Raw genomic sequence first — 24183 nt, 5'->3', positions numbered from 1 at the left:
AGATGGTATGGCCATAAGTAACATGATATTTGCCCCATGTTTATTGGCTAAACCCCGGTATGATTGGCCCTGCGCTGGATAGTGGGGCTGGACCTTTAACGAGAATGACACCTGTTGCACTTGGGGACTATTCGACGAAGGGTCGACTTATGACATTTTGTTGCATCAACTTTTTTATCTGCCCTGGCATCTAAGCTCTTTTAACCCGAGCCGCCGGGGTGGGACGGCACACCTTCGTGCCACGCGGGCGCTCTGTTAGAAAAGCGCCTGATTGAAAACCGGATCGGCAACGCGTTGCCGGTTCACTTAGCCAAAGGCTCTGGAATTACCATGTCCGATCGTTTCGAACTCTTCCTCACTTGCCCCAAAGGCCTTGAAGGCCTGCTCATCGAGGAAGCCGTCGGGCTTGGCCTTGAAGAAGCACGCGAACACACCTCGGCGGTGCGTGGCATGGCCACCATGGAAACCGCCTATCGCCTGTGCCTGTGGTCGCGTCTGGCGAACCGGGTGCTGCTGGTGCTCAAGCGTTTCCCGATGAAGGACGCCGAAGACCTCTACCACGGCGTGCTGGATATCGAGTGGCAAGACCACATGCTCAGCGACGGCACCCTGGCCGTCGAATTCAGCGGTCACGGTTCGGGCATCGACAACACGCACTTCGGCGCCTTGAAGGTCAAGGATGCCATCGTCGATAAACTGCGCACCCCGCAAGGCGATCGCCCGTCCATCGACAAGCTCAATCCGGACCTGCGCATTCACCTGCGTCTGGACCGTGGCGAAGCGATTCTGTCCCTCGACCTTTCCGGTCACAGCTTGCACCAGCGTGGTTATCGCTTGCAGCAGGGCGCGGCGCCGCTGAAGGAAAACCTCGCGGCGGCGATTCTGATCCGTTCCGGCTGGCCACGGATTGCCGCCGATGGCGGCGCGCTGGCTGACCCGATGTGCGGTGTCGGTACGTTCCTGGTGGAAGCCGCGATGATCGCCGCCGATATGGCGCCGAACCTGCGTCGCGAGCAGTGGGGCTTCACCGCCTGGCTCGGTCACGTGCCGGCGCTGTGGAAAAAACTCCACGAAGAAGCCACTGCCCGTGCCGCTGCCGGTCTGGCCAAGCCGCCGCTGTGGATTCGCGGTTACGAAGCTGACCCACGGCTGATTCAACCGGGCCGCAATAACGTCGAACGTGCGGGTCTGAGCGAGTGGATCAAGATCTACCAGGGCGAAGTTGCAACCTTCGAGCCGCGCCCGGACCAGAACCAGAAAGGCCTGGTGATCTGCAACCCTCCCTACGGCGAGCGTCTGGGCGATGAGGCGAGCCTGCTCTACCTCTACCAGAACCTTGGCGAGCGTCTGCGTCAGGCGTGCCTGAACTGGGAAGCGGCGGTGTTCACCGGCGCCCCGGACCTGGGCAAGCGCATGGGCATCCGCAGTCACAAGCAGTACTCGTTCTGGAACGGCGCCTTGCCGTGCAAATTGCTGCTGATCAAGGTCACTCCAGACCAGTTCGTCACCGGTGAGCGTCGCACCCCGGAACAGCGCCAGATCGAGCGCGAACAGGCCGAGTCCGATGCGCCGTCGAACATCGAAGCGCCGGGCAAGTACGAGAAGTACAACAAAAACGGCAACCCGATCAAACCGGTACCGGTGGTGGTCGAACAGCCGCGCCTGAGCGAAGGCGGGCAGATGTTTGCCAACCGCCTGCAGAAGAACGTCAAGGCGCTGGGCAAGTGGGTCAAGCGTGAAGGCATCGACTGCTACCGCGTCTACGATGCCGACATGCCGGAATATTCCATGGCCATCGACCTGTATCACGATTGGGTCCACGTTCAGGAATACGCCGCACCGAAATCCATCGACCCGGAAAAAGCCTCGGCGCGGATGTTCGATGCTTTGGCGGCGATCCCGCAAGCGTTGAACATCGACAAGAGCCGCGTGGTGGTCAAGCGCCGCGAGCGTCAGAGCGGCACCAAGCAATACGAACGTCAGAGCGCTCAGGGCAAGTTCAACGAGGTTAATGAAGGCGGCGTAAGGCTGCTGGTGAACCTCACCGATTACCTCGACACCGGGCTGTTTCTCGACCACCGGCCGATGCGCATGCGGATCCAGAAAGAGGCGGCCGGCAAGCGTTTCCTCAACCTGTATTGCTACACTGCCACCGCCAGCGTGCATGCGGCCAAGGGCGGCGCGCGCAGCACCACCAGCGTCGACCTGTCGAAAACTTACCTGGATTGGGCGCGTCGCAACCTGTCGCTGAACGGTTTCTCCGACAAGAACCGTCTGGAGCAGGGTGATGTGATGGCTTGGCTCGATGCCTGCCGTGACGAGTACGACCTGATCTTCATCGACCCGCCGACCTTCTCCAACTCCAAGCGCATGGAAGGGATTTTCGATGTGCAGCGTGATCAGGTGCAGTTGATCGACCTGGCCATGGCGCGTCTGGCGCCGGGCGGGGTGTTGTACTTCTCCAACAACTTCCGCAAGTTCACGCTTGAGGAAAACCTCACTGCGCGGTATGCCGTTGAAGAAATCACTGCCCAGACCATCGATCCGGATTTTGCCCGTAACGGCAAGATCCATCGTGCCTGGAAGATCACCGCTCGCTGACACTTGAGCCAGATTGGATCCACAGAGCCTTGATTTTAAAGGCTCTTGGGCTCTTTCAGTGCTGGTCAAATTAGTGGCTAATAGCTATAACTCAACCGTGGCCAAAGGGCTTTTCCGGCACCTGGCGTTTTGAGTTGCCTTTATGTCGTTACACGCCGTGCGCCCCAAGATCCTGGGTTTTATCAGCGAAGATGTTTCGGCCTGGCTGGTCGCGCTGCTGGTATTGCTGCTCGGCGGGATCCTCACGGGATTGCTGGCCTGGGCGACCCTCAATCAGTTTCACCAGCAATTGCGGCAACGTTTCCAACTGCTCGCCAGTGAACGTTACAGCCGTATCGAAGAACGTTTCGAAGATCAGGAGCAGCGCCTCGACGGCCTGCGCCGGTTCTTTGTCAATTCCGAATCGGTGGCGCGCGAGGAATTCGACGGTTACGCCAAACCTCTTTTGCTTCGCACCCAGGCCTATTCCTGGGCTCCCCGGGTTTCCCGCGCTGAACGCCCGCTACTTGAACGCGCGGTGCGCGAAGAGGGATTGAGCGATTTCACCTTTCGCGAACTCAACGCCGATGGCCAGTTGCAGCCGGCCGCGGAACGGGACGAGTACGTGCCGGTGATTTATACCCAAACCCAAAGCCGACTGCCCACGCCGCTGGGTTACGACCTGCTGGCTCAGCCCCTGCGTCGATCGACGCTGGAGCGGGCCGATCGCAATGGCCGCATGGCCGTTTCGCAGCCGTTGCACCTGGTAGGTATCGAGCCCGCCTATTCGCGGGGGGTGTTGCTGGTGGCGCCGGTCAATCGTCAAGGCGCCTCGGGCGCCGTACTCGCCGGGTATGTCATGGCGGTGATCAGCATGCGTCAGCTGCTGGCCGATGGATTGCCGGAAGAGAATCACGACTCCCTCTCGGTGCGTATTCTCGACTTGTCCACCGCAGAGCAGCACGAAGTGTTGTACGAGTCGACCAACACAGCGGGGGCCAGTGATTTGTCGTCCACGCGTTTGCTGCGTCTGGCCGACCACGATTATCAAGTGGATATGCGCCCAAGTGCCGCGTTCTTGCAAGCCAACCATTCCTCGGTGACCAGCCCGGTGGTGCTCGGCGGTTTGCTCAGTCTGCTGCTGAGTGTGTTGCTCTATGTGTTGGTTAGCCAGCGCCAGCGGGCGTTGAAAATAGTGGAACAACGGACCCTGGAACTGCACGACCGTGAGCAAGAGTTGCGCGGCACGCATGGCCAGTTGCGCGGCGTGCTGGATGCCGCGACTCAGGTGGCAATCATTGCCACCAACCTGCGCGGGATCATCAGCACCTTCAATGCCGGTGCAGAACACATGCTCGGTTACGCCAGCGCGCAGGCCGTGGGCCACATGACCCTGGAAAACCTGCACCTGCCCCGGGAACTCGAGGCGCGTTCGGCGGAGTTGAGCGCACGCTATGGCAAGCCGATCCCGACCTGTCAGGCAATGTTGGTCGAAGGCGGGGAAGAGGGCGGTCATGAAGCCCGGGAGTGGACGCTGGTGCGCCGCGACGGCAGCCATTTGACGGTGAACATGCTGGCGACGCCGGTCCTCGACGAACAAGGTTTGTGGGTCGGGCACTTGGCGATCTGTATCGACATCACTGAGCGCAAGCGCGTCCACGAGGCCCTGGCGGCGCGGGACTTGTTGTTGAAGAAACTCAGCGCCCATGTGCCCGGCGGGATTTACCAGTTCAAGATGGAGTTCGATGGGCGCTTCAGCGTGATCTACGCCAGCGACGGGATGCGCGAGATCTACGAACTCGAATTGGAGGTACTGCTGAGCAATGCCGAAGCGGTGTTCTCGCGGATTCATCCTCAGGACTCGCGCCGAGTCCGTGCTTCGATCCTGGCGTCGGCGGACAATCTCAGCCCCTGGCGCGAAGAGTATCGCGTGCAATTGCCCGAGCGTGGTCTGCGCTGGGTCCGCGGCGAAGCGACGCCGGAGGAGCTGCCCGGTGGCGGTGTGTTGTGGCATGGCTACATTTCGGACATTTCCGATCTCAAGCGTGTTGAAGAGGAATTGCGTGCGCTGTCGGTGACCGACTCATTGACCGGGATCCATAACCGCCGCTACTTCCAGGAGCGCCTGACCACCGAAATGGCTCGGGTCGAGCGTGGCGGTGGCGAGTTGTCGGTGATCATGCTCGACATCGATCACTTCAAACGCATCAATGACCAGCATGGTCATGCCGTGGGCGATCGGGTCTTGCAGGCCGTATGCGAACGCATTGGCGGTCGCCTGCGGCGTACTGATGTGTTCTGTCGCCTGGGGGGCGAGGAGTTCATGGTGCTCTGTCCGGATATCGACGGCGCACAGGCCCACGTGTTGGCCGTGGAATTGTGGCAAGGGTTGCGCAGTTCGCCGATCGACGAGGTCGGGATCGTCACCGCGAGTTTCGGGATTGCCAGTTGGCGGCCCGGGGAAGGCGCGGATGCGTTGCTGTTGCGGGCTGACTCAGGGGTGTATGCGGCGAAGCAGGCGGGAAGGGATCGGGTTGAAGGGCAGATGAGCTAAGGCTGCTTGCGGGCTCCTGTGTGCGAGCCTATGTGGCGAGGGAGCTTGCTCCCGTTTGAGTGCGTAGCACTCACAAGATCTTTGGTATCAGAGATTTTGCGTCTGCTGCGCAGACGAACGGGAGCAAGCTCCCTCGCCACAGGTCGCTCCCGCATTGGATCTGAGGTGTTCAATGGATCCGGTTACAACACCGAAGCCGTGGTCGGCAGTTTCGGTTGGCGGTACAGGTCCAGCAACACCTGATCCAGTACCGAGGAGGCGCCAAACGGTGCCTTGTCGTTGAGGATCGCCACCACCGCCCAGGTATTGCCATTGACGTCGCGGCTGAAGCCGGAGATGGCGCGCACGGTGTTCAGGGTGCCGGTCTTGACGTGGGCTTCACCGCGCATCGCGGTGGTCTTCAGGCGTTTGCGCATGGTGCCGTCGGTGCCGGCAATCGGCATGGAGCTGATGAACTCGGCGGCATACGGGCTGCGCCAGGCGGCTTGCAGCATCGCGGCCATTTCCCGCGCACTCACCCGCTCGGCACGGGACAGGCCGGAGCCGTTCTCCATCACCAGGTGCGGCGCGGTGATGCCTTTCTGCGCCAGCCACTGGCGCACCACGCGCTGGGCAGCCTTGGCGTCATCGCCATCGGCCTCGGTGCGGAACTTCTGGCCCAGGCTCAGGAACAACTGCTGAGCCATAGTGTTGTTACTGTACTTGTTGATGTCGCGGATGATTTCCGCCAGGTCTGGCGAGTAGGCGCGGGCCAGTACCTTGGCGCTGCTCGGCGTCGGTGCCAGGCGATCCTGGCCCTGGATGCTGCCGCCCAGTTCCTTCCAGATCGCCCGCACGGCACCGGCGGTGTAGGTCGCGTGGTCGAGCAGCGACAGGTAGGTCTGGGAGCTGCAACCGTCGCCCAACTGGCCGCCGACGGTCACGGTGACGCTGCCATCAGCCTGGGTCACCGGGTTGTAGCGCACGCCCCCGGTGCATTGCTTGGAGTTGAGCGCCTTGACCTGGTTGTCGATGCGGATGCTGGCAATCGGCGGTTCGACCGACACCAGGACCTTGCCCGAGTCGTTGCGGGCCACAAAACGCAGGGCCTTGAGGTTGACCAGCAGCGCGTCGGGCTTGACCAGGAACGGTTTGTTCTCGTCATTGCCGTCGTCGTTGAATTCGGGCAGCTGCGGTTGCATGAAGAAGCCGCGGTCCAGAACCAGATCGCCGGTGACCTGGGTCACGCCATTGGCACGCAAGTCGCGCATCAGCAGCCAGAGTTTTTCCATATTCAGCTTCGGATCGCCGCCACCCTTGAGGTAGAGGTTACCGTTGAGGATGCCACCGCTGAGGGTGCCGTCGGTGTAGAACTCGGTTTTCCACTGATGGTTCGGGCCAAGCATTTCCAGCGCGGCATACGTGGTGACCAGTTTCATGGTCGAGGCCGGATTGACCGAAACGTCAGCGTTATAAACGGTTGGGGTGCCTGGGCCGTTAAGCGGGATCATCACCAGCGACAGGGCGCCGTCCGGCAATTTGCTGGCCTTGAGGGCCTTTTCGACGTTGGGCGACAGGGCGGTGTTGATCGGCGCGGCGGAAACGGGGAGGGCCAGCGGCAAAAGAAGACTGGCCAGCAGCAATGGGCGCAAAGATTTGATCATCTGTAATAAAACCCTACAGCCGAGGGGAAAAAGACGAGGGCATGGAGATAATTTCCCTCAGTGGTCATGAAAGTGTCGGCATTATGCCCCAAGGTGTAACGGCTTGTGCCGTACCTCGGCCCTCTAATCCGTTATTTTTTACCGACGGTAGGCGTAGCGCCGTTCTGAGACGGGCAATCGGCGCCTTAAACTGCTAAAGTGCCGCCCGTTATTACTTATGAGGATTGTTCCAATGGCGACTAACCGTTCCCAGCGTCTGCGCAAAAAACTGTGCGTCGATGAATTTCAAGAGCTGGGTTTCGAACTGAACCTGGATTTCAAAGAAGATTTGGCTGATGAAGCCATTGATGCTTTCCTCGACGCGTTCCTGAAAGAAGCCATGGAAGCCAACGGTCTGGGCTATGTAGGCGGCGACGACTTCGGTCTGGTTTGCCTGCAGAAGCGTGGCTCGGTTACCGAAGCGCAGCGTGCCGCTGTTGAAGCCTGGCTCAAGGGCCGCAGCGAACTGACAGAAGCGACTGTCAGCCCGCTGATCGACGTCTGGTACCCGGAAAAGCCGATCAATCCGGTAGCCTGATGTTCTAAAAAACGGCGACCCCAAGGGTCGCCGTTTTTTTTGCGGATCTTTTAGCTTCTGCGCCAATTCAAGATCAATAACGTCAACACCCCCGCCACAATCCCCCAGAACGCCGAGCCGATGGAAAACAGCGTCAACCCCGATGCCGTGACCATAAAGGTAATCAGTGCTGCTTCCCGTTCCTGCACTTGCGCCATGGCAATGCTCAACCCATTGATGATCGAGCCGAACAGCGCCAGCGCGGCAATCGACAGCACCAATTCCTTGGGCAATGCGGCAAACAACGCTGCCAGCGTCGCGCCAAATACCCCGGCAATCCCGTAGAAAATCCCGCACCAGACGGCGGCCGTGTAGCGCTTGTTGCGATCCTCATGGGCGTGCGGCCCGGTGCAGATCGCTGCGCTGATAGCGGCCAGGTTGATTCCGTGAGAACCGAATGGCGCCAACAGCAACGAGGCAATGCCGGTGGTGGTGATTAAAGGTGAAGCCGGTACGTTGTAGCCGTCGGCGCGCAAAACGGCGATGCCCGGCATGTTTTGCGACGTCATTGCCACCACGAACAGCGGGATGCCAATGCTGATGGTCGCGGCCAGGGAGAAATGCGGCGTGGTCCAGACCGGTGTCGCGACTTCCAGGTGAAAACCACTGAAATCCAGCAGACCCATGAACCCTGACAACGCGGTGCCGATCAACAGCGCCGCGAGCACGGCGTAGCGCGGCGACAGGCGTTTGGCCAACAGATAGGTGAAGAACATCCCCAGAACCAGCGCGGTGCGATGTTGGGCGGCGACGAAAATTTCGCTGCCGATCTTGAACAGAATCCCCGCCAGCAACGCCGCCGCCAACGAGGCCGGAATTTTTTTCACCAGCCGTTCGAAACTGCCAGTCAGGCCGCACACGGTCACCAACACTGCGCAAGTAATGTAGGCGCCGATAGCCTCGCCGTAGCTGACACCGCCCAGGCTGGTGATCAGCAACGCCGCGCCGGGGGTCGACCAGGCGATGGTGATCGGAGTGCGATAGCGCAGGGACAGGCCGATCGAGCACACTGCCATGCCAATCGAGATCGCCCAGATCCACGACGAAATCTGCCCGCTGCTCAGCCCCGCCGCCTGCCCGGCCTGAAACATCAGCACCAGCGAACTGGTGTAACCGGTCATCATGGCGATGAACCCGGCGACGATGGCCGAGGGTGATGTGTCGGTCAGGGGACGAAGCTGCGTGTGCGTGGCGTCGGTCATGACAGCGGTGTTCCTTGTTTATAGAAGCAATGAATCCGGAAGAGCTTTTGTGGCGAGGGGGCTTGCCCCCGTTGGGCTGCGAAGCGGCCCCCAAACAATCCAATGCGCTCAGACAGATAAATTGCGTTTGCAGCATTTACGACGGCTTCGCCGCCGAACGGGGGCAAGCCCCCTCGCCACAACAGCACATTCATCCCAGACCCATGAGTACAGGTTTGCTGGTTCAAGCCTAAACTGAAAAGTAACCGGTCGTTGCAATACAGCGAAGGCGACAAACAGCCGTACAGTCGTGTTGCCACCATCCATTGTGTACAATCGCGGTGTTTTTTACGCGATACTTGCCAGCGACCCACTGTGCCGTATTACAGTCACGGTCAATTCGCCGCAGTTCTCCCGACTCGAGTGCCCATGAACGAACAGTTGCAACCCCTCAAGAAACAACCGCGAGCAGGCAAAGCCGGCCGTAGCGGTACCCAGGACGATATTGTCTATGCGCATATCTTCGAGGCCATCCTCGAGCAGCGTCTGGCGCCCGGCACCAAGTTGAGCGAAGAAGCGCTGGGGGAAATTTTCGGGGTCAGCCGCACCATCATTCGCCGCGCGCTGTCGCGTCTGGCCCATGAAGGCGTGGTGTTACTGCGACCGAATCGTGGCGCCGTCGTCGCCAGCCCGAGCGTCGAAGAGGCCCGTCAGGTATTCATGGCCCGGCGACTGGTGGAGCGGGCGATCACTGAGTTGGCGGTGCAGCATGCCACTGCCGAGCAGATCGCCGACCTGCGACAAATGGTCAACGACGAACGCGACAGTTTTTCCCGTGGCGATCGCGGTGCCGGCATCCGTCTGTCGGGTGAGTTCCACTTGAAGCTGGCCGAAGCGGCGAAGAACGCGCCGCTGATCAGCTTCCAGCGCAGCCTGGTGTCCCAGACTTCATTGATCATCGCCCAGTACGAGAGCGGCAACCGTTCCCACTGTTCTTACGATGAACACACCCAATTGATCGATGCGATCGAAGCACGGGATGCGACGCTGGCGGTGGACTTGATGATGCATCACATGGACCATATCGACAGCAAACTCAACCTCGACGAAGAAAGTGCGTCGGATGATTTGCATGCGGTGTTCTCGCATCTGTTGCAGACCAAGAAGCCGGGGCGCTCGACTGCCAAGCTATAAGTCAGACCGAGTCGCGGCCATCGCGGGCTTGCCCGCGATGGCTTACTGACAGGCAATAAAAATCCCCCGGGCTGACGGCTACGGGGGATTTTTTATGCCCGGAAGATCTCAGCGCTGATGCACCAGATTCCCCGCAGCATAAGTCTGCAGAACAGTCCGGTCATCCCCCAGTGTCATCAATACAAACAACGTCTCGGCAATGTTATTGGCCTGCTTCAGGCGATAGCCGAGCAGCGGCGTGGCGTTGTAGTCCAGCACCAGGAAGTCCGCGTCGGTGCCCGGTTGCAGGGTGCCGATCTTGTCTTCCAGGCGCAGTGCGCGGGCGCCGCCGAGTGTGGCCAGGTACAGCGACTTGAACGGGCTCAGCCGTGCACCTTGCAGTTGCATGACCTTGTAGGCTTCGTTCAGGGTTTGCAGCAGCGAGAAACTGGTGCCGCCACCGACATCCGTGCCCAGGCCGACATTCAGTTTGTGCTTCTCGGCCATTGGCAGATTGAACAAACCGCTGCCGAGGAAGAAGTTCGAGGTCGGGCAGAAGGCGATCGCCGAGCCAGTTTCAGCCAGGCGCGCACATTCGTCGTCGCACAGGTGCACGCCATGGGCGAACACCGAACGCTCGCCGAGCAATTGGTAGTGATCGTAGACATCCAGGTAGCCCTTGCGCTCCGGGAAGAGCGCCTTGACCCACTCGACTTCCTTGAGGTTTTCGCTGATGTGGGTCTGCATGTACAGATCCGGGTATTCGCTGAGCAACTGACCGGCGAGGGTCAATTGTTCCGGGGGTGCTGGTCGGAGCAAAGCGCGGAGTGACGGCATAATGCAAACGGCCCTTGCCATGCCAGCGCTCGATCAATGCCTTGCTCTCGACGTAGCTCGATTCGGCGGTATCGGTCAGGTAGTCCGGCGCGTTGCGGTCCATCATCACCTTGCCGGCGATCATGCGCAGGTCCAGCTGTTCGGCGGCTTCGAAAAACGAGTTCACCGATTGCGGATGCACGCTGCCGAACACCAGTGCGGTGGTGGTGCCGTTGCGCAGCAGTTCCTTGATGAAAATATCCGCGACTTCGTCCGCATGGTTCTTGTCGGCGAACTGGCTTTCGCACGGGAAGGTGTAGGTGTTCAGCCAATCCAGCAGTTGTTCGCCATAGGCGCCGACCATGCCGGTTTGCGGCAAGTGAATGTGGGTGTCGATGAAGCCTGGGGTGATCAGTGCGTCCTGATAATGGGTGATCTCGATGTCGGCCGGCAGGGTCGGCAGCAAGTCGCTGGCGTGACCGAGGGGCGCTGATCTGGCCGTTATCGACCACCAGCAAACCGTCTTCGAAATACTCATACGAGGCTTCAATGCCCACTTCGGCGGGGTCGGCAATGCTGTGCAGAATGGCGGCGCGGTAGGCTTTGCGAGTCAGAGGCATAAAATTTCTCAATTCGTGGCTTGGCTGCGGCGTGAAGCAGGCAGCAGTTTGGCGATCGATGATCCGGCGCTGGCGGTGTGCTGGCCGAAATTCGCGTTATAGGTGGCGATGATTTCGCCGGCGATGGAGATGGCGATTTCCACAGGCAACTTGCCTTTGACTTCTCCCAGGCCCATCGGGCAGCGCATGCGCTGCAGCACGGCGCTGTCGAAACCGCGATCACGCAGGCGGTGTTCGAACTTCACCCGTTTGGTCTTCGAACCGATCAGGCCGAAGTAGGCGAAGTCGTTGCGCTTGAGGATCGCGGCGGTGAGTTCAAGGTCGAGCTGGTGGTTGTGGGTCATGACGATGCAGTAGCTGCCGGCGGGCAGGTCATCGACTTCATCCAGCGGTTCTTCGCTGACAATTTTGCGCACGCCATGGGGGATCTGTTCGGGGAATTCGGCTTCCCGCGAGTCGATCCAGCGCACCCGGCAGGGCAGGCTGGCGAGCAGCGGCACCAGCGCCCGGCCGACGTGGCCGGCGCCAAACACAGCGATCTGCGCCTGAACCTGGCCCATCGGTTCGAACAGCAATACGGTCACGCCACCGCAGCACTGGCCCAGGCTGGCGCCAAGGCTGAAACGCTCCAGATGAGTGTCCTGCCGACCGCTGGCAAGCATCTCGCGGCCGATCTGCATGGCCTTGTATTCCAGATGCCCGCCACCGATGGTGTCGAAGGCTTGCGTGGCGCTGATGACCATCTTCGAGCCGGCATTACGCGGCGTCGAGCCGAGCTCTTCGATGATGGTCACCAACACACAGGGTTCACCCCGGGCTTGCAGGTCGGCGAGGGCGTCGATCCAGTTGTACATGTTTCACCTCAACATCTCTGTTGTCTGTTCGGGCCTCATCGCGGGCAAGTCGAATCGTCGCACCGCACGCTCCCACAAGGATTGCATCGTACCTGTGGGAGCTGGCTTGCCTGCGATGGCCGCGCCTCGGTCTTACAGCGACGCCAACTCGGCTTCAGCCTCAACAGGCTTCAAAGCCTTCAACTGACGCATCTGCTCACAGCCCCACAACACCCGCTCCGGCGTCGCCGGTGCGTCGATTTTCGGTTGATGCCTGTAATCGCCCAGGCTGGCCACGGCGTCCTTGATCGCACACCACGCGGCGATGCCGAGCATGAACGGCGGCTCACCCACAGCCTTGGAATGGAACACCGTGTCTTCCGGGTTCTTGCGGTTTTCCACCAGCTTCACCCGCAGGTCCAGCGGCATGTCCGCCACCGCCGGGATCTTGTAGCTGGCCGGGCCGTTGGTCATCAGTTTGCCTTTGTTGTTCCACACCAGTTCTTCCATGGTCAGCCAGCCCATGCCCTGGATGAAACCGCCCTCGACCTGACCGATGTCGATCGCCGGGTTCAGCGAGTCGCCGACGTCGTGAAGAATGTCGGTGCGCAGCATCTTGTATTCGCCGGTCAGGGTGTCGACGATCACCTCGGCGCAGGCTGCACCGAAGGCGTAGTAGTAGAACGGCCGACCACGGGCCTGGCTGCGGTCGTAGTAGATTTTCGGAGTCTTGTAGAAGCCGGTGCTCGACAGCGATACCTGGGCGAAATACGCCTGCTGGATCAGCGCTTCAAACGTCAGGATGTGATCGCGAACCCGCACATGACCGTTGTGGAATTCCACATCTTCTTCGCTGACCTTGTATTGCCGTGCGGCAAATTCCACCAGGCGTTTCTTGATGATTTCTGCGGCGTTCTGCGCGGCTTTACCGTTGAGGTCGGCGCCGCTGGAGGCCGCGGTCGGCGAGGTGTTCGGCACCTTGTCGGTGTTGGTCGCGGTGATCTGCACCCGGTCCATTTCCACCTGGAATACTTCTGCCACGACTTGCGCGACTTTAGTGTTCAGGCCCTGGCCCATCTCGGTGCCGCCATGGTTCAGGTGGATGCTGCCGTCGGTGTAGACGTGGATCAGTGCGCCGGCCTGGTTGAGGAAGCTGGCGGTGAAGGAAATACCAAATTTTACTGGGGTCAGCGCCAGGCCTTTTTTCAGGATCGGACTGTTGGCGTTGTAGCGACGGATCGCTTCGCGGCGCTCGGCGTACTGGCTGCTGGCTTCCAGTTCGGCGGTCATTTCCTCGAGCATGTTGTGCTCGACGGTCTGGTAGTAATGGGTGACGTTGCGCTCGGTCTTGCCGTAGTAGTTGGCCTTGCGCACCGCCAGCGGATCGAGGCCCAGATGCCGGGCAATCGCGTCCATCACTTCTTCGATGGCGACCATGCCTTGCGGGCCGCCGAAACCACGGTAAGCGGTGTTCGACGCGGTGTTGGTCTTGCAGCGGTGACCGTTGATGGTCGCGTCACCCAGGTAATAAGAGTTGTCGGCATGGAACATGGCGCGGTCGACAATCGATGCCGACAGGTCCGGGGAACAACCGCAGTTGCCGGCCAGTTCCAGGGCGATGCCGTGCAGGCGACCGGTGCTGTCGAAGCCCACGTCGTACTCGATGTAGAACGGGTGACGCTTGCCGGTCATCAGCATGTCTTCGACGCGCGGCAGGCGCATTTTGGTCGGCTGACCGGTCAGGTGCGCGATCACTGCGCACAGGCACGCCGGGCTTGCTGCTTGAGTTTCCTTGCCGCCGAAACCACCGCCCATGCGGCGCATATCAACGACGATTTTGTTCATCGACACGTCCAGCACTTCCGCCACCAGTTTCTGCACTTCGGTGGGGTTCTGGGTCGAGCAGTAAACGATCATCCCGCCGTCTTCGGTCGGCATCACCGACGAGATCTGGGTTTCGAGGTAGAAGTGCTCCTGGCCGCCGATGTGCAGCGTGCCTTGAATACGGTGTTCAGCGGTTGCCAGGGCAGTGGCCGAATCGCCGCGCTGATGAGTATGGCTGTCGAGCACGAAGTGGCGTTTGCGCAGGGCTTCGACCACATCCAATACAGGTTCGAGGTCTTCGTATTCGATGATCGCGGCCATGGCCGCTTTGCGCGCGGTTTCCAGGTCTTTCGCCGCCACGGCCAGTACCGGTTGACCGACAAATTGCACATCATCGATGGCCAGCAGCGGATCGCCTGGCAGCAAGGGGCCGATGTCTTTCAGGCCCGGCACATCTTCGTGGGTGATAGCGATGCGCACGCCTTCGAAGGCATAACAAGGCTGGGTGTCGATGCTGATGATTTTCGCGTGGGCGCGGTCCGACAGGCGTGCGTAAACGTGCAACTGATTGGGAAATTCCAGCCGATCGTCGATGTACTGCGCTTCACCGGACACATGTTTGGCGGCGCTGTCGTGCTTGACGCTGCGACCGACACCGGTGGTCAGGTCCTTGGCGAACAATTCAGCCAATTCGGCTTGGGTCTTCTCTACAGCGTGATGATTAGACATAAGCGGTCACCCGAGTCTCGATGTGCGGTGTTTGCAGTTCGATGAAGTATTTGCGCAGCAGGTTCTGCGCACTGAGCAGGCGGTATTCCTTACTGGCCCGGAAGTCCGAGAGTGGCGTGAAGTCTTCGGCCAATGCAGCGCAGGCGCGTTCGAGGGTGGCATTGTTGAACGGCGCACCCAGCAGGGCGGCTTCGCAGTTTTTCGCGCGTTTTGGAATGGCCGCCATACCGCCGAAGGCGACGCGGGCGTCGGCGATTACGCCGGTGTCGATGCGCAGGTTGAACGCAGCACAGACCGCGGAAATATCATCGTCCAGACGCTTCGAAACTTTGTAGGCGCGAAACAGTTGTTCAACGCTGGCCCGCGGCACGATGATCTTCTCGATGAACTCGCTTTCCTGGCGTGCGGTGACGCGGTAATCGATGAAGTAATCTTCCAGCGCCATCGTGCGGTGGGTTTCGCCTTTGCACAGCACGATCTGCGCGCCGAGGGCGATCAACAGCGGTGGCGAGTCACCGATCGGCGAGGCGTTGCCGATGTTGCCGCCCAGGGTGCCCTGGTTGCGGATCTGCAAGGAAGCGAAGCGTTGCAGCAACTCGCCGAAGTCCGGGTACTCGGCGTTCAAGGCGTCGTAGCAGTCGGAGAGGGCGGTGGCGGCGCCGATTTCCAGGCGATCGTCGAAGCGTTCGATGCGTTTCATTTCAGCGACGTTGCCGACGTAGATCATCACCGGCAAGGTGCGGTGGAACTGTGTGACTTCCAGCGCCAGGTCAGTGCCGCCGGCCAGCAGGCGGGCCTGTGGATAAGCGTCGTAGAGGTCGGCCAGATCGGCCACGGTCAACGGCACCAGGCAGCGCTTGTCGCCACTGTTGAGTTCACCGATGTCGGTGGGGGCGATGGCTTTCAGGCGAGCGATGGTTTGCGCTTCGCGAGCATCGAACTGATCCGGTTGCTTGTCGCAGCAGGATTGTTCGGCAGCGGCCAGGATCGGGCGATAGCCGGTGCAGCGGCAGAGGTTGCCGGCCAGGGCTTCATGGGCTTTGTGGGAGTCCGGCTCATCGCTGTTCTTTTGCAGGGCGAACAGCGACATCACGAAACCCGGCGTGCAGAAGCCGCATTGCGAACCGTGGCACTCGACCATGGCTTTTTGCACGCTGTGCAGCTCGCCTTTGTGCTTGAGATCTTCGACGCTGATCAGTTGCTTGCCGTGCAGGGAGGAGACGAACGTCAGGCACGAGTTGAGGCTGCGATAACGAATGTGTTCGCGGCCATCGTCGTCCGTCTGCAACTCGCCGACCACCACGGTGCAGGCGCCACAGTCGCCGCTGGCGCAACCTTCTTTGGTGCCGGGTTTGCCCACATGGTCGCGCAGATAATTGAGCACGGTCAGGTTCGGGTCCAGGGCGTGCTCGCTACGGAGTTCCTGGTTGAGTAAAAACTGGATCACGGAAGGCCTCGCAAACTCATTATTGTTGTTAACCGACATGAGCCGAATTTATCAGGTCTGACTTTTCGGTCAATGATTTTCTGACTTAAAGGTCAGGAAATAGCATTTTGTCGATCAACGACTCGTTCCTTCATTATTGACCCTCACGGGATAGCCTGCCTTTTGCTTGAATCGTGCCAAAAACCGCTGGGTGGGCACTCCGCCATGACCGATCAATTGCGCTACACTGCGCCGCTTGTGCAGATCGAAGAGTTTGAAGGACAACCATGACGTTCAAGGCGCCGGACAGCCTCGCCGAGCAAATCGCTCACCACCTCGCCGAACGTATCATTCGCGGCGAAATGAAGCCGGGGGAGCGCATCCAGGAACAGAAGGTCACGCTGGCGCTCAATGTCAGCCGCGGTTCAGTCCGTGAGGCCCTGCTGATCCTCGAACGCCGCCACTTGATCGCGATTTTGCCGCGACGTGGCGCCCACGTGACCGAACTGACGGCGCACAAGGTTCAGAGCCTGTGCACGCTGATGAGCGAGTTGTACATTCTGCTCGGCAATGCCGTGGCCAGCGGCTGGCAAGTCCAGGCCGACATGGCGCCGTTCGTGGAGATCCAGCAGCGCCTGACCGCCAGCTACGAACGTCAGGACATCCGCACGTTCGTCGATGACAGCTTCAGTGTGATGCGCGCCGCGTACCCGTTCGCCAACAACCCGTACTTGCAGGAAACCGTCGAAAACCTGCAACCGGCCATGAGCCGCGCGTATTTCCTCGCGCTGGATCAACGCAAGGCTTCGATGAGCGAGTTCCTGGAACTGTTCGAACGCTTGCTCGCCGCCGTGCTGGCCCGTGACCTCCCGCAGATCCGCGTGGTGCTGACGGCGTACGCCCAGCGCAGTTGCGATCTGGTGGTTTCTGCCCTGACGGTCGCTTAAGCGTGCGGCTCAAGTGCATCAAACTGGCGGGGTTCAAATCCTTCGTCGACCCGACCACGGTGAACTTCCCCAGTAACATGGCGGCAGTGGTCGGGCCCAATGGCTGCGGCAAGTCGAACATCATCGACGCCGTGCGTTGGGTGATGGGCGAGAGTTCGGCCAAGAACCTGCGCGGCGAGTCGATGACCGACGTCATCTTCAACGGCTCGACCAGCCGTAAACCGGTGAGCCAGGCGAGCATCGAGCTGGTGTTCGATAACTCCGACGGCACCCTGCTCGGCGAATGGGCGGCCTATGCGGAAATTTCCATTCGCCGCAAAGTGACCCGCGACAGCCAGACCACCTACTACCTCAACGGCAGCAAATGCCGTCGTCGTGACATCACCGACATTTTCCTCGGCACCGGTCTTGGCCCGCGCAGCTACTCGATCATCGAACAGGGCATGATCTCCAAGCTGATCGAGTCCAAGCCCGAAGACCTGCGCAATTTCATCGAAGAAGCCGCCGGTATTTCCAAGTACAAGGAGCGCCGGCGCGAAACCGAAAACCGCATCCGCCGCACCCACGAAAACCTTGCCCGCCTGACCGACCTGCGTGAAGAACTCGAGCGTCAACTTGAACGCTTGCACCGCCAGGCCGAGGCCGCCAAGAAGTATCAGGAATACAAGGGCGAGGAGCGTCAGCTCAAGGCCCAACTGTCGGCCCTGCGCTGGCAGGCGTTGAACGAGCAGGTCGGCCAGCGCGAGTCGATCATTGGCACCCAGGAAATCACTTTCGAAGCCCTGGTGGCCGAGCAACGCAATGCCGACGCGGCGATCGAACGCCTGCGCGACGGTCATCATGATCTGTCCGAGCGCTTCAATCTGGTGCAGGGGCGCTTCTATTCGGTCGGCGGCGATATCGCCCGGGTCGAGCAGAGCATCCAGCACGGTCAGCAGCGTTTGCGTCAATTGCAGGACGACCTGAAAGAAGCCGAGCGCGCGCGGGCGGAAACCGAGTCGCACTTGGGCCACGACCGCACCTTACTGCTGACCTTGGGTGAAGAGCTGGACATGCTTACGCCGGAACAGGAGGTCACCAGCGCCGCCGCCGAAGAAGCTGCTGCCCGCGCTCGAAGAATCCGAAACCACCATGCACGGCTGGCAGGAGCAGTGGGACACCTTCAACCTCACCGCCGCCGAGCCGCGTCGTCAGGCTGAAGTTCAGCAGTCGCGGATCCAGCAGCTGGAAACCAGCATGGAACGCCTGGCCGATCGTCAGAAGCGTCTTGGTGAAGAGCGCGCCTTGCTGTCGGCGGACCCGGAAGACGCGGCAATCATGGAGCTCAGCGAGCAGTTGGCCGCGTCCGAGGCCACTCTCGAAGATTTGCAGGCCAGTGAACAAGCGCAAGTCGATCGCCTTGAACAACTGCGCCAGGAGCTGCAGCAAGCGCTCTCGGCACAGCAGCAAGCCCAAGGTGATTTGCAGCGGCTCAACGGTCGTCTGGCTTCGCTGGAAGCCTTGCAGCAAGCCGCGCTCGATCCGGATACCGGCACCGCTGAGTGGCTGCGCGAGCAGCATCTGGCGGATCGTCCGCGTCTGGCCGAAGGGCTGAAGGTCGAGGCCGGTTGGGAGCTGGCGGTGGAAACCGTGCTGGGCGCCGACCTGCAAGCGGTGCTGGTGGACGACTTCGGTGATTTCGATCTGGCCGGTTTTGCCCAAGGCGATTTGCGTCTGCTCAGCCCGGCCAGCGATGGCGTGCGTATTCCCGGAAGTTTGCTCGACAAGGTCGAGGCGCAGATTGATCTGTCGCCGTGGCTGGGGCAGGTCAAGCCGGTCGACAGCCTTGAGCAGGCGTTGGCCATGCGCGGGCAATTGGCCGCCGGCCAAAGCCTGATCAGTCGCGACGGTTACTGGGTCGGCCGACACTTTTTGCGTGTGCGTCGCGCCAGCGAAGCGCAAAGTGGCGTGCTTGCCCGTGGCCAGGAAATCCAGCAGTTGGGCCTTGAGCGGGAAGAGCGCGAAGCCACGGTCGAAACCCTCGAAACCCAACTTCAGAATCTCAGGGCGCAACAGCGTCAGCAGGAAAACGGTCGCGAGCATTTACGCCGTCTGCTGCAAGATGAAGCCCGTCAGCAGGGTGAATTGAAAGCCCAATTGTCCGCCGGTAAAGCCAAGGCCGAACAGTTGACCTTGCGCCGCACTCGCCTCGACGAAGAGCTCACCGAACTGAGCGAGCAGCGTGCCCTGGAGCACGAAAATATCGGCGAAGCGCGCTTGCAGTTGCAGGAAGCCCTCGACAGCATGGCGCTGGATACCGAGCAGCGCGAGTTGCTGCTGGCCCAGCGCGACAGCCTGCGCGAGCGCCTCGACCGGGTGCGCCAGGAAGCCCGGCAACACAAGGATCATGCGCATCAACTGGCGGTGCGCCTGGGTTCGCTCAAGGCGCAACACGACTCCACCCGTCAGGCCCTTGAGCGGCTGGAAATGCAGTCCGAGCGCCTGACCGAGAAGCGCGAGCAACTGAGCCTCAACCTGGAAGAGGGCGAGGCACCGCTGGAAGAGCTGCGGTTGAAACTCGAAGAGCTGCTCGACAAACGCATGACCGTCGACGAAGAGCTCAAGACTGCGCAAATCGCCATGGAGGACGCCGACCGTGAACTGCGCGATGCCGAGAAGCGTCGCACCCAGGCTGAGCAACAATCCCAGTTGATTCGCAGCCAGCTCGAACAGCAGCGCATGGAATGGCAAGCGTTGACGGTGCGGCGCAAGACCTTGCAGGATCAATTGCTGGAGGATGGCTACGACCTCAATGGCGTACTCGCCACGCTGGTAGCCGGGGTCAGCGAGGAAGACGCCGAAGAAGAGATCGAGCGCATTGCCGCGCGGATTCAGCGCCTCGGTGCGATCAACCTCGCGGCCATCGACGAATACCAGCAACAATCCGAGCGTAAACGTTATCTGGATGCTCAGAACGACGATTTGGTAGAAGCGCTGGACACCCTCGAGAATGTGATTCGCAAGATCGACAAGGAAACCCGAAACCGCTTCAAAGATACCTTTGATCAGATCAATGGCGGTTTACAGGCCCTTTTCCCAAAAGTTTTCGGTGGAGGACGCGCGTATTTGGAACTGACGGGCGAAGATCTACTCGATACAGGGGTAACGATCATGGCGCAGCCGCCAGGAAAGAAGAACAGCACCATCCATTTGCTCTCCGGTGGCGAAAAAGCCCTGACCGCATTGGCGCTGGTATTTGCCATCTTCAAGTTGAATCCTGCGCCGTTCTGCATGCTCGATGAGGTTGACGCGCCATTGGATGACGCTAACGTTGGACGCTACGCACGGCTGGTCAAAGAGATGTCGCAGACGGTGCAGTTCATCTACATCACGCACAACAAGATCGCCATGGAAATGGCTGATCAGTTGATGGGGGTGACGATGCACGAACCGGGTTGCTCGCGGCTGGTGGCAGTGGATGTGGAGGAGGCGATGGCCATGGTGGACGCCTGAGTCGTTGCTTGTAGGGCAAGCATTGTTGAGTTGTAGGAGTTTTTGCCTGCCTCGACTTGCTGGCCAATCGACATAATTCGCGCAAGCCAATGTGACAGACGGTGTAAAGTTGCCTCTTGGTCGTGCTAGTTTAATGTCAATTTTTCGTATACGTGGGTAAAACGCCTGTCAGAACATAGAGTTGGCGCCACGTTTTAAAGCGGTTTGCACAGTGTAAACCCCTTATTTTTCAGCATTTTTTATAGAGGCACGGGATTACATGGAAATCGGTCTGCGCGAGTGGCTGATCGTCATCGGCATTATTGTCATTGCCGGTATTCTTTTCGATGGCTGGCGTCGCATGCGCGGCGGCAAGGGAAAACTGAAATTCCGTCTTGACCGAAGTCTGTCCAACCTGCCGGACGAGGACACCAGCGCCGAGCTGTTGGGCCCGCCCCGCGTGCTGGATAACCATAAAGAGCCGCAACTGGACGAGCACGATCTGCCGTCGGTGAGCATGCCTGCCCGAGAGCCCCGCGAGTCGGGTTCCAAGCGCGGCAAGCGTGGCCATGGCGAACCATCGCAAGGCGATTTGAACCTCAATCTGGACCTGGACGGCGGCCCGAGCTTCAACAGCCGTGACGACGATTTCCCGAATGACAGCCAGCCCGCAAGCTCGGCCGATAAAAATCAGCCACAAGCCGAAGAAGTGCTGGTGATCAGTGTGATCTGCCGCGACCCGGCCGGCTTCAAGGGACCGGCGCTGCTGCAGAACATTCTGGAAAGCGGTCTGCGCTTCGGCGAAATGGACATTTTCCATCGCCACGAAAGCATGGCCGGTAACGGCGAAGTGCTGTTCTCCATGGCCAATGCGGTCAAGCCAGGCGTCTTCGACCTGGATGACATCGATCATTTCAGCACCCCGGCGGTGAGCTTCTTCCTCGGCCTGCCAGGCCCACGTCATCCCAAGCAAGCCTTCGATGTGATGGTGGCCGCGGCGCGCAAGCTGTCCCAGGAGCTGAACGGCGAACTGAAGGACGACCAGCGCAGCGTGCTGACCGCCCAAACGATTGAGCACTACCGTCAGCGCATCGTCGAGTTCGAGCGTCGCGCATTGACCCAGAAGCGCTAATATTGCATGACCGGGGCGGGCTCTTGTGGCGACAGGGGCTTGTTGTGGCGAGGGAGCTTGCTCCCGTTCGGCGGCGAAGCCGTCGTAAATCCTGTAACCAGGTATGAGCCGGCACACCGGTCGTCTGGTTATGGGGCCGCTTCGCAGCCCAGCGGGAGCAAGCTCCCTCGCCACAGGCAAGACCCATTGCCACATATTTAGAAGATTGAGCAGCCTCGGCTGCTCTTTTGCTTTATGAGAGAACACCCATGACCGCCGCCAAAACCCGCATTCTAGAGCTGCGTGCCGAGCTCGATCAGCACAACTATCGCTACCACGTGCTGGACGAGCCGAGCATTCCGGACGCCGAATACGATCGCTTGTTCCACGAGCTCAAGGCCCTCGAAGCGGCCCATCCCGAACTGATCACCAGCGACTCGCCGACCCAGCGTGTCGGCAGCGCGGCGCTGTCGGCGTTCACTCAGGTGCGTCACGAAGTGCCGATGCTCAGCCTGGGTAACGCCTTTGAAGAAACCGACATGCGCGAATTCGATCGCCGGGTGACGGAAGGGCTGGACCTGCCGGTCGGCGACCTGTTTGGCAGCGGCGCGGCGGTGGAATACAGCTGCGAACCGAAACTCGACGGCCTGGCGGTCAGTCTGTTGTATCTGGACGGTGTGCTGGTGCGCGGCGCCACGCGTGGCGATGGCACCACCGGTGAAGACATCAGCGTCAACGTGCGCACTGTGCGCAATATTCCACTCAAGCTGCATGGCACCGGCTGGCCGGCGACCCTGGAAGTGCGGGGCGAAGTGTTCATGTCCAAGGCCGGTTTCGAACTGCTCAACGCCACGCAACTGGAAGTCGGCGGCAAGACGTTCGCCAACCCGCGTAACGCAGCGGCGGGCAGCTTGCGGCAGCTGGATTCGAAGATCACCGCCAACCGTCCACTGGAATTCTGCTGTTACGGCATCGGCCAGATTTCGGCCGATATCGCCGACACGCACATCGGCAATCTGCAGCAACTCAAAGCTTGGGGCATGCCGATCAGCCATGAGCTGAAACTGGCCAATGGCATCGCTGAATGCCTGGATTACTACCGCGACATCGGTGAACGCCGTAATGCGCTGCCGTATGAAATCGACGGCGTGGTGTTCAAGGTCAACAGCATTGCGTCCCAGCGTGAACTGGGCTTCCGCGCCCGCGAACCGCGTTGGGCAATTGCCCATAAATTTCCGGCCATGGAAGAACTCACCGAGCTGCTCGATGTGGAGTTCCAGGTGGGGCGCACCGGTGCCGTGACGCCGGTGGCGCGCTTGAAACCGGTCAAGGTGGCCGGCGTCACCGTGGCCAATGCGACTTTGCACAACATGGATGAGGTTGCGCGGCTGGGCCTGATGATTGGCGATACGGTGATCATCCGCCGCGCCGGTGATGTGATCCCGCAAGTGGTGCAAGTGGTCGCCGAGCGCCGTCCGGAGCATGCCCGGCCGGTGCAGATTCCCGAGCAGTGCCCGGTGTGCGGCTCGCATGTCGAGCGCACGCAACTGGTCAAGCGCAGCAAGGGTCGCGAGACCATCAGCGAAGGCGCGGTGTATCGCTGTGTCGGGCGTCTGGCCTGCGGTGCGCAGCTCAAGCAAGCGATCATTCACTTCGTGTCGCGCCGCGCCATGGACATCGAAGGGCTGGGTGAGAAGAGCGTCGAGCAACTGGTGGATGAAGGTCTGGTGAGTTCGCCAGCCGATCTCTATGCCCTGACGTTCGAACAAATCGTCGACCTGGAAGGCTTCGCCGAGCTGTCGAGCAAGAACCTGCTCGGCGCGATCGAAGACAGCAAGCGGCCGAGTCTGGCGCGGTTCATCTACGCCTTGGGCATTCCCGATGTCGGCGAAGAAACGGCGAAGGTCCTCGCGCGTTCTCTCGGCTCGCTGGAGCGGGTTCAGCAGGCGTTGCCGCAAGTGCTCACGTATTTGCCGGATGTCGGGCTGGAAGTGGCTCACGAGATTCACAGCTTCTTTGAAGATGCGCATAACCAGCAGGTGATCGCGGATTTGCTCAAGCACGGTATGCAGATTCAGGATCAGGGCGAGTTGGGTGCCGAGTTTGCCGCCAGTACCACGCTGGGTGGCTTCCTCGACAAGTTGCACATTCCGTCGGTCGGGCCAGGCGGGGCGCAAAAGCTCGCCGACAAATTCGGCTCGCTCGAGGCGGTGATCAGTGCCGATTGGCTGGACATGCGTCAGGCACTGCCGGAGAAGCAGGCGACTTCGGTTCGAGAATTCTTTGCGGCGGCACAACATCGTCAACTCGCTGAAGCGGCCGAAAAACAGCTGCGCGATTTTGGCATGCATTGGCAAAGTGAAAAGAAAGTCGTCGAAGGGTTGCCGCTGGCCGGACAGACCTGGGTGCTGACCGGTTCACTGGAACTGATGAGTCGCGATGTCGCCAAGGACAAACTTGAAAGCCTCGGTGCCAAGGTGGCCGGTTCCGTGTCGGCCAAGACCCATTGCGTGGTCGCCGGGCCGGGCGCGGGCTCGAAGTTGGCCAAGGCCAATGAGCTGGGGTTGAAGGTGCTGGATGAAGAGGCGTTTGTGGCTCGTCTGAAGGAATACAACATCTCGATCTAGCGCGAGACCTGTGGCGAGGGGGCTTGCCCCCG

Annotated in this window: 12 protein-coding genes and 2 pseudogenes; 8 read left to right on the top strand and 6 right to left on the bottom strand. The window is 60.4% G+C overall.

Going from position 1 to position 24183, the window contains the following annotated elements; all coding sequences use genetic code 11:
* Positions 1-330: 330 nt before the first annotated feature.
* Entirely contained in the window at positions 331-2601 is a 2271-nt protein-coding gene (rlmKL, locus tag ACZ9BB_RS14800; RefSeq protein WP_476214409.1) for a bifunctional 23S rRNA (guanine(2069)-N(7))-methyltransferase RlmK/23S rRNA (guanine(2445)-N(2))-methyltransferase RlmL, read from the top strand.
* 142 nt (positions 2602-2743) lie between these two features.
* A complete protein-coding gene (locus ACZ9BB_RS14795; RefSeq protein WP_476214408.1) occupies positions 2744-5134 on the top strand; it encodes a diguanylate cyclase in 2391 nt (796 codons plus the stop codon).
* Positions 5135-5316: 182 nt separating this feature from the next.
* Here the strand turns inward: ACZ9BB_RS14795 and dacB are convergent, their stop codons facing one another.
* Entirely contained in the window at positions 5317-6777 is a 1461-nt protein-coding gene (gene dacB, locus ACZ9BB_RS14790; RefSeq protein ID WP_476214407.1) for a D-alanyl-D-alanine carboxypeptidase/D-alanyl-D-alanine endopeptidase, read from the bottom strand.
* A 232-nt stretch (positions 6778-7009) separates the two neighbouring features.
* Between dacB and ACZ9BB_RS14785 the strand changes: the two genes are divergently transcribed.
* On the top strand, positions 7010-7354 hold the full coding sequence (locus ACZ9BB_RS14785) for a YggL family protein (protein WP_007941073.1): 345 nt from the start codon (positions 7010-7012) through the stop codon (positions 7352-7354).
* 50 nt (positions 7355-7404) lie between these two features.
* Here the strand turns inward: ACZ9BB_RS14785 and ACZ9BB_RS14780 are convergent, their stop codons facing one another.
* Complete coding sequence (locus tag ACZ9BB_RS14780) at positions 7405-8595, bottom strand: benzoate/H(+) symporter BenE family transporter (protein ID WP_476214406.1); 1191 nt, start codon at positions 8593-8595, stop codon at positions 7405-7407.
* Between the two features lie 408 nt (positions 8596-9003).
* On the opposite strand from ACZ9BB_RS14780, the gene ACZ9BB_RS14775 reads away from it, so the two are divergent.
* On the top strand, positions 9004-9768 hold the full coding sequence (locus ACZ9BB_RS14775; RefSeq protein ID WP_007941070.1) for a GntR family transcriptional regulator: 765 nt from the start codon (positions 9004-9006) through the stop codon (positions 9766-9768).
* Positions 9769-9876: 108 nt separating this feature from the next.
* Here the strand turns inward: ACZ9BB_RS14775 and guaD are convergent.
* The 4 genes and pseudogenes from guaD to xdhA all read right to left on the bottom strand — a co-directional run bounded on the left by guaD (position 9877) and on the right by xdhA (position 16016).
* Positions 9877-11183, bottom strand: a pseudogene (gene guaD / locus ACZ9BB_RS14770) (guanine deaminase).
* Positions 11184-11191: 8 nt separating this feature from the next.
* Positions 11192-12037, bottom strand: a complete 846-nt coding sequence (gene xdhC, locus ACZ9BB_RS14765; protein ID WP_476214405.1) for a xanthine dehydrogenase accessory protein XdhC — start codon at positions 12035-12037, stop codon at positions 11192-11194.
* A 132-nt stretch (positions 12038-12169) separates the two neighbouring features.
* Positions 12170-14569, bottom strand: coding sequence for a xanthine dehydrogenase molybdopterin binding subunit (gene xdhB / locus ACZ9BB_RS14760; protein ID WP_476214404.1), 2400 nt, complete (start codon positions 14567-14569; stop codon positions 12170-12172).
* Entirely contained in the window at positions 14562-16016 is a 1455-nt protein-coding gene (gene xdhA, locus ACZ9BB_RS14755; RefSeq protein WP_476214403.1) for a xanthine dehydrogenase small subunit, read from the bottom strand. The genes xdhB and xdhA overlap by 8 nt, the downstream gene beginning before the upstream one ends.
* A 266-nt stretch (positions 16017-16282) precedes the next feature.
* On the opposite strand from xdhA, the gene ACZ9BB_RS14750 reads away from it, so the two are divergent.
* The 4 genes and pseudogenes from ACZ9BB_RS14750 (at position 16283) to ligA (ending at position 24151) form a co-directional block, all read left to right on the top strand.
* A complete protein-coding gene (locus tag ACZ9BB_RS14750; RefSeq protein WP_476214402.1) occupies positions 16283-16942 on the top strand; it encodes a GntR family transcriptional regulator in 660 nt (219 codons plus the stop codon).
* Positions 16943-16944: 2 nt separating this feature from the next.
* Positions 16945-20434: pseudogene (gene smc, locus ACZ9BB_RS14745) on the top strand (chromosome segregation protein SMC).
* Between the two features lie 259 nt (positions 20435-20693).
* A complete protein-coding gene (zipA, locus tag ACZ9BB_RS14740; RefSeq protein WP_476214401.1) occupies positions 20694-21545 on the top strand; it encodes a cell division protein ZipA in 852 nt (283 codons plus the stop codon).
* 248 nt (positions 21546-21793) lie between these two features.
* Positions 21794-24151 carry an NAD-dependent DNA ligase LigA gene (gene ligA, locus ACZ9BB_RS14735; RefSeq protein ID WP_476214400.1) on the top strand — a complete coding sequence of 786 codons (2358 nt, stop codon included), beginning with the start codon at positions 21794-21796 and terminating at the stop codon, positions 24149-24151.
* The last annotated feature ends 32 nt before the right edge of the window (positions 24152-24183 follow it).

This window comes from Pseudomonas sp. TE3552, from assembly GCF_056278945.1.
The sequence above is the reverse complement of the archived record's forward strand: the minus strand, read 5'-3'. Positions and strand labels throughout refer to the sequence as shown.